This is a genomic window from Dietzia sp. B44 (genome assembly GCF_014145245.1).
In the GTDB taxonomy this organism is placed as follows: domain Bacteria; phylum Actinomycetota; class Actinomycetes; order Mycobacteriales; family Mycobacteriaceae; genus Dietzia; species Dietzia natronolimnaea.
In genome coordinates, this window is the sequence record NZ_JAALEF010000356.1 from 1 (window position 1) to 7,012 (window position 7,012).

A 7,012-nucleotide genomic window follows, 5' to 3' on the forward strand; every position below is an offset into this window, starting at 1 on the left:
CCTCTGCCCTCGTGCGTCCCGCCCGGGTGCGCCCCGCTCAGCCCCGCCAGGGCGCGATCGGGTTGCCCTGCCAGCGGGTGCCCGGGGGGATACGGTCGCCGCGCATGACGAGCGACGCCGGGCCCACGGTGGAGCCGTCGCCGATCGAGGACGCCGGGAGGGTCACACAGTGGCAGCCCAGGGTCGCGCCGTCGGCCATGTCCACCCGGTCGATCTGCATGATGCGGTCGTGGAACAGGTGGGTCTGCACCACGCAGCCGCGGTTGACGGTGACGGCATCGCCCAGGGAGACCAGGTCGGCCTCGGGGAGCCAGTAGGACTCGCACCACACACCCCGGCCGATGCGCGACCCGAGCAGCCGCAGCATGACGGTGAGGATCGGGGTGCCGGAGGCGGGGCGGGCCATCCAGGGCGCGGCCAGGAGTTCGACGAACGAGTCGGCGACCTCGTTGCGCCACACGAAGGAGGACCACAGGGGCTGTTCGCCCGCGCGGATCCTGCCCACCAGGAGCCACTTGGCCAGCACCGAGACGAACAGGGCCACGAGTCCGGCGTACGCGAGGGTGACCCCGGAGGCCAGCGCCGCGACGCCGAAGCCCCATTCCCGGTGGATCTCCTGCATCACGACCAGGACGCTGACCAGCAGCAGGAACGAGAGCCACACGGGGACCAGGCGCAGGGTCTCCCAGGCGCCGCGGGCCACCTTGAGGCGCCGGGGCGGCTGGTAGGTGCGCACATCGCTCTCGCCGTCGGTCACGGCCCTGGGCAATTTCTGCGGCGGTGAACCGAGCCACGAGGTGCCCTTCTTGGCCTTCTGCGGCGCGGAGGACAGCACGGCGACCAGCCCGCGCGCGGGGACCTTGCGGCCGGCGGACGCGATTCCGGAGTTGCCCAGGAACGCGCGTTTGCCGACCTGCGCCTGCTCCAACCGCATCCAGCCCGATCCCAGTTCGTACGGCGCGACCATCGTGTCGTCGGCGAGGAACGCCCCGTCCCGGACGGTGGTGAGCGAGGGGATGAGCAGGACGGTCGAGGCCTCCACGTCCTTGCCGATCCGCGCGCCCAGCGCCCGGAGCCACATCGGGGTGAGCATCGAGGCGTAGAGCGGGTACAGCCAGTTCCGCGAGGCGTCCATGATGCGCTCGCTGCACCAGGCCTGCCACGCGATGCGCGAGTGAACCGGGTGGAACCCCTCCTCGAGGCCCACCGAGAGCGCACGGACCGACACCAGCGTGAGCGCGGCGAACAACGCGAGCGCGAGCAGCGTCCCGGGGACCGACCACAGGGTGGTACTCAGGAACAGCTGGCCGGGGGTCGTGGCGTCCCGCGCCCCCCAGGCCACCACCGCGAGTCCGGCGGCCAGGGCGAGTAGCGGCATCGCGCCGAGGGCCACCGCCGAGAGCTGGTAGATCACGCTCCACACGCGACTGCGGGGTGCGGGTTCGGCCGGCCAGCTCGAGCCCCGCTTGCCCCGCTTGAGGGCGGGTGAGCCCGCGTAGCGCTTCCCGGCCTTGACGGTGCCCACCACGGCGGACCCGATCTCCACGTGCGCGCCGCTGCCGACCACCGCGCCGGGCAGCAGTGTGGACCGGGCTCCCACCACCGCGTTCTCGCCGATCGCCACGGCTCCGATGTGCAGGACGTCGCCGTCGATCCAGTGCCCGGCCAGGTCGACCTCGGGCTCGATGGAGGCTCCGTCGCCCACGGTCAGCAGCCCGGTGACGGGGGGCAGGGTGTGCATGTCCACGCCGTGGCCGATCGACGCGCCGAGAAGCCGCGCGAACGGTGTGAGCCAGCCGGCGCCCTCGAGGTTGGCGACGCCGGAGGCCTCGACCAGCCGTTCGGCCGCCCAGAGGCGAAGGTGGACCGAGCCGCCCCGCGGATAGGTGCCCGGGGTGACCCCGGCCATGAGGACCCGGCAGAGGAGCCCCGTCACCACCGTGCGGCCCGCGGGCAACAGCAGCAACACCGCGAGGATCCCGAGCACCCACCACGAGACCGGGCGCGCCCAGGGGATTCCCACGGAGGCGGCGACGTTGTTGGCGATCCCCAGCCAGGTGAGCCACTGCAGCCCCGTGACCGTCAGCAGCGGGAGGGTCGCCAGGACCTGCACCACCTGCGCACCGCGGCCGACCGGTCTGACGTGTCGCGGTTCCACCGTGGCCACCGGCTCGAGCTCGTCGAGGTATCCCGCGAAGTCGCCCAGGCGCGGGCGGTCGTAGATGTCCCCCACGGTGACGCCGGGGAAGCGCTCCCGGACCGCCACCACCACGTGGGCGGCGGCGAGCGAGCCCCCTCCCAGTGCGAAGAAGTCCTCGTCCACCCCGGAGACGTCGGCACCGAGGGCCGAGGACCACAGTTCGGCCACCCACGCGTCGGTGCCGTCCAGCTCGGTCTCGGCGGCCGAGGTCTGTGCGAGGGGCCACGGCAGGGCCGCGCGGTCGACCTTCCCCGAGGTGCGGGTGGGCAACTCGTCGACGAGGGTCAGCCGGGGGACCACACCCGCCGGCAGGCGGTCGCGCAGGATCCCGGCGGCGTCGGCGAGGTCGAAGCCCACGGGGTCGTCGGCCACGAGATAGGCCACCAGCACGGACTGGCCCGCGTCGGTCTTCTTGACCGCGGCGGCTCCCGCGCTCACGCCGGGCAGGGCGGACACGGCGGTGTCGACCTCACCCAGCTCGAGACGGCGTCCACCGATCTTGACCTGGTCGTCCACGCGGCCGGTGAAGTACAGGCCGTCGGCCTCGAGGCGCACGACGTCGCCGGACCGGTAGGCGCGCTCCCACCCGAGGGTCTCCATGGGCGCGTACTTCTCGGCGTCCTTGTCCGGGTCGAGGTATCGGGCCAGTCCGACGCCACCGATCACCAGCTCGCCGGACTCGCCGTAGCCGACAGGCAGTCCCGTGGCGTCGACCACGGCCAGGTCCCATCCGTCCAGCGGCAGGCCGATCGAGACCTCACCCCTGCCGTCCAGCTGCGCCGCGCACGCCACCACGGTGGCCTCGGTCGGCCCGTAGGTGTTCCAGACCTCCCGGCCGTCTCCCGCGAGTCGCGCGGCGAGCTCGGGCGGGCAGGCCTCGCCGCCGAGGATCACCAGGCGGATGTCGGCGAGCATCTCCTCCGGCCATATCGAGGCCAGGGTCGGGACGGTGGAGATCACCGTGATCCCGCGGTCGCGCAGCCACGGGCCCAGGTCGAGCCCGGACTTGACGATCGACCGGGGCGCGGGCACCAGGCACGCCCCGTGTGCCCAGGCCAACCACATCTCCTCGCAGGAGGCGTCGAACGCCACGGACAACCCCGCCAGCACCCGGTCGCCCGGGCCGAGCGGGGCGCCGGTGAGGAAGATCCGCGATTCGGCGTCCACGAACGCGGCCGCGCTGCGGTGGGTCACCGCCACACCCTTCGGCAGGCCGGTGGTGCCGGAGGTGAAGATGATCCAGCAGTCGTCGTCGACGGTGGGGGCCCGGTGTCGCGACGGGTCGGCCGGACGTCCGGGGTCGGTGACCCGCATCCCCTGGGCGGTGTAGACGGCCGCCACCTGCGCCTGCCCGAACACCAGCTCGGCGCGGTCGGCCGGATCGTCCACGTCCACGGGGACGTACGCCGCCCCGGCGGCGAGGGTCGACAGGATCGCCAGGTACAACTCGACGCCGCCGGAGGGCATGTGGATGCCCACCCGGTCGCCCGCCCCGACCCCCTGCTGCTGCATCCAGCGTGCCGAGGTGTGGATCTCCTCCCACACCTCGCGGTAGCTCAACACGCGCGCTCCGTCGTCGAGGCACGGGGCGTCCGGGTGACCCTGGGCCGCGGAGCCCAGAACGTCCAGCAATGTCCGGGGGCTCGGGGCCTGTGAGCTGCGAAGATACTGCTCAGGGATGGTGTGCACGTGCGGATGGTATCCCGGTCGGGTGAACTTCCCCCCACAGCGTGGGTGGAACTGGTTCTATTAACTCATGTCAGAATCTCTCCAGGGCAAGACCGTCGTGATCGTGGGAGCGGGGCCCGGTTTCGGGCGGACCCTCGCCCTGCGGGCAGCCGAACAGGGGGCGACCGTCGTCGTGGCCGCCCGCACCGCCTCCCGGCTCGACGGGATCGTCGACGAGGTCCGTGCCGCCGGTGGCACCGCGATCGCCGCCGCGGTGGACGCCACGGAGGCCGACTCCGTGCGGGCGTTGCGCGAGACCGTCGCCCAGCACACCGATGCGGTCCACGGCCTGGTCTACAGCGCGTTCGCCGTACCCAGCATGAAGCCGCTGGCCCAGACCGACCACGAGCAGATCTCGCGGGGGATCGACCTCTCGGTCCTCGGCGCGCTCCGCACCACCCAGGAGTTCACCCCGTTGCTCGAGGCGGGCGCGGAGACCCCGGACGCGGAGCAGATCGACGCCGCGCCCGCGAGCAGCTCCGTGGTGATGATGGCCTCGGCCGTCATCCATCATTCCCGCGAGCGCTACGCCGGCTACAAGATCGCCAAGACGGCCCTCGTCGCGCTGGGGCATTCCCTGGCCACAGAGCTCGGACCGCGTGGGATCCGCGTCAACACCGTGGCGCCCGGGTACATCTACGGCGAGACCCTCAAGGGGTACTTCGAACACCTGGCGGGCAAGTACGGCGGGACCGTGGAGGACGTCTACGCCCACACCGCCGAGAAGATGGACCTGCGCCGCCTGCCCGGCGAGCGCGAGATCGTCGACCCGGTGGTGTTCCTGCTCTCGGACGCCGCGTCGGCGATCACCGGCCAGACCCTCACCGTGGACTGCGGCGAGTTCCACACCTGAGGCGAGTTCCACACCTGAGTCCGCGCCCGCTCCCGCGTCCCCACCCCGAGGCGCGGTTCAAGTTCGGATTCGGGGTCCGTCCCGGATGTGGTGGACGCTGCGGGGGAGGAGACTGGAGGTCATCGGGGAGAGGTCCCCGGCCACCAATTTCCGACGACGACGAGGTGACACGTCATGACCTACCCTTCAGACTCCCAGCCCAGGCGACTGACCAGGTCCGAGGACCGCTGGATCGGGGGCGTGTGCGGCGGACTGGCCGACTACTTCGGGCTGGACCCGGTGTTGGTCCGCGTCCTGTTCGTGGCCTCGCTGCTGCTGCCCGGGCCGCAGGTGCTGCTCTACGTGATCCTGTGGTTCGTCATGCCTGACGCCCGCGCCTGAGGAGGCCATGGCAGGCTGAGCGCATGAGCACTCCAGACACCTCGGCCGCGCCCGGTCAGTACTCCTCCGTCCGCATCGAGAAGGGGGTCCGGGACCCGTTCGTCGCGCAGGTGACGCTGATCGGGCCCGGCCCCCACAACGGTATGGGGCCCGACTTCTGGGCGGAGATGCCCCGTGTGATGGCGGAACTCGACGCCGATCCGGAGGTCCGCGCCGCCGTCATCGCCGGTGAGGGCCGGAACTTCTCCTACGGGTTGGATCTGATGGCGATGATGCCGCAGTTCATGGACTTCCTGCCCCAGGACAAGACCCCGGACGCCTCTCGTAACGAGCGGATCCTGGACTTCGTGGAGAACATGCGCCGCGCCATCGACTCGGTGGCGTCGGCCAAGACCCCGACTGTCGCGGCGGTCCAGGGCCGCTGCATCGGGGGCGCCGTGGACCTGATCTCCGCGTGCGACGTCCGCCACGGTGCCGCCGATTCCTCCTACTCGATCCGCGAGGTCAAGGTGGGGATCGTGGCCGACATGGGGTCGCTCGCGCGGCTGCCCCACATCATCGGCCAGGGGCTGACCCGGGAGCTCGCCCTGACCGGACGGGACATCGGCGCGGAGACCGCCCTGCGCTACGGGCTGGTCACCCACGTGGCCGAGGACGCCGCCGGCGTGTTGGACTCGGCGCACGCCACCGCCGCCGAGATCGCGGGCAACCCCCCGCTCGTCGTCCGCGGGACCCGCGAGGTGTTGAACCGCGGCATCGAGGGACAGATCTACGAGAACAACCGCTACGTGGCCACGTGGAACGCGGGCTTCCTCGCCTCCGCCGACATGATGGAGGCCATCTCGGCGACGCTGGAGAAGCGCGAGGCCAGGTTCACCGGCCGCTGAGCCCCGGCGCAGACCGCCCGGCACACCCGGCCTCCTGCATCGACAAGAGCGTTCCGCACACCCGCCTCTCGAGCGATGTGTGCGGAACGCTCTTCGCGTGGCCGTGGGACGGGGTGCGGCGGGCCGGGGTCAGCCGCGGTTGGGCTCGGCCTTCTCCTCGGGATGCGTGCCGTAGTTCTCGATCCCCTCGGCCACGAGCTTCTCGCCGTGGGCCTTGTCCCGCCACTCGCCGGGGGTGACGTGCTTGCCCGGCTCGAGGTCCTTGTAGTGGAGGAAGAAGTGCTCGATCGCCTTGAGCTCGTACTCCGGGACGTCGTTCACGTCCTGGATGTGCTCCCACCGCGGGTCCAGGGCCGGCACGCACAGCAGCTTGTCGTCGCCGCCGGCCTCGTCCGACATCGTGTAGACGCCCACGACGCGGGAGTTGACGATCACGCCGGGGTACACCGACTCGTCGAGCAGGACCAGCGCGTCGCACGGGTCGCCGTCGTCGGCCAGGGTGTGGTCGATGTAGCCGTAGTCGGCCGGGTAGCCCATCGAGGTGAACAGGAACCGGTCGAGGTAGATCTTCCCGGTCTCGTGGTGGATCTCGTACTTGTTGCGCGAGCCCTTGGGGATCTCGATGGTCACTTCGACGGACACTGGCGTACCTCGCTGATCGGCGTTCTCGGGACCCCGGACGCGCGCCCGGGAATTCGCGTCGAGTGTAGTAGGCCGGTGCGGCACCGGGGGCGCTCGTCGTCAGGTCGCCCGCTAGCGTGGGTGGTTGATGGCCGCTGCCCGGTCGGGTGCGGGGTGAGGCGAGTCCGGGAGGGTGGGGGTCGGTGACCGAACGGCGCGTGTGGCGGGGGCGGGGCCCGGCGTGGCGGATCGGGGTCGTCCTCGTCACCGTCGCGCTGCTGGTGGCGGGCCTCGTGGTGGCGGCACTCCTCACCGATGTCGAGGGGGAGCTGCGTGCCGGCC

At 71.6% G+C, this 7,012-nt stretch carries 5 protein-coding genes; 3 read left to right on the top strand and 2 right to left on the bottom strand.

Translation table 11 applies throughout. From position 1 onward, the window contains the following. Positions 1-37: 37 nt before the first annotated feature. Positions 38-3,889, bottom strand: a complete 3,852-nt coding sequence (locus G6017_RS11780; protein ID WP_182617501.1) for a Pls/PosA family non-ribosomal peptide synthetase — start codon at positions 3,887-3,889, stop codon at positions 38-40. A 67-nt stretch (positions 3,890-3,956) separates the two neighbouring features. On the opposite strand from G6017_RS11780, the gene G6017_RS11785 reads away from it, so the two are divergent. From G6017_RS11785 to G6017_RS11795, 3 genes are all read left to right on the top strand, one after another. Next, positions 3,957-4,781, top strand: coding sequence for an SDR family oxidoreductase (locus tag G6017_RS11785; protein ID WP_179524462.1), 825 nt, complete (start codon positions 3,957-3,959; stop codon positions 4,779-4,781). Positions 4,782-4,955: 174 nt separating this feature from the next. Beyond that, positions 4,956-5,162 carry a PspC domain-containing protein gene (locus G6017_RS11790; RefSeq protein WP_179524463.1) on the top strand — a complete coding sequence of 69 codons (207 nt, stop codon included), beginning with the start codon at positions 4,956-4,958 and terminating at the stop codon, positions 5,160-5,162. Between the two features lie 23 nt (positions 5,163-5,185). Further along, positions 5,186-6,049, top strand: coding sequence for a crotonase/enoyl-CoA hydratase family protein (locus G6017_RS11795; RefSeq protein ID WP_182617503.1), 864 nt, complete (start codon positions 5,186-5,188; stop codon positions 6,047-6,049). Positions 6,050-6,178: 129 nt separating this feature from the next. On the opposite strand, the gene G6017_RS11800 is transcribed toward G6017_RS11795, so the two are convergent. Beyond that, positions 6,179-6,691, bottom strand: coding sequence for an inorganic diphosphatase (locus G6017_RS11800; protein ID WP_179524465.1), 513 nt, complete (start codon positions 6,689-6,691; stop codon positions 6,179-6,181). Positions 6,692-7,012 lie beyond the last annotated feature (321 nt).

Bases quoted from the DNA above. Each gene is read 5' to 3' on its own strand.
- G6017_RS11785 (WP_179524462.1), top strand. From the start codon at position 3,957: ATGTCAGAATCTCTCCAGGGCAAGACCGTCGTGATCGTGGGAGCGGGG.
- G6017_RS11790 (WP_179524463.1), top strand. From the start codon at position 4,956: ATGACCTACCCTTCAGACTCCCAGCCCAGGCGACTGACCAGGTCCGAG.
- G6017_RS11795 (WP_182617503.1), top strand. From the start codon at position 5,186: ATGAGCACTCCAGACACCTCGGCCGCGCCCGGTCAGTACTCCTCCGTC.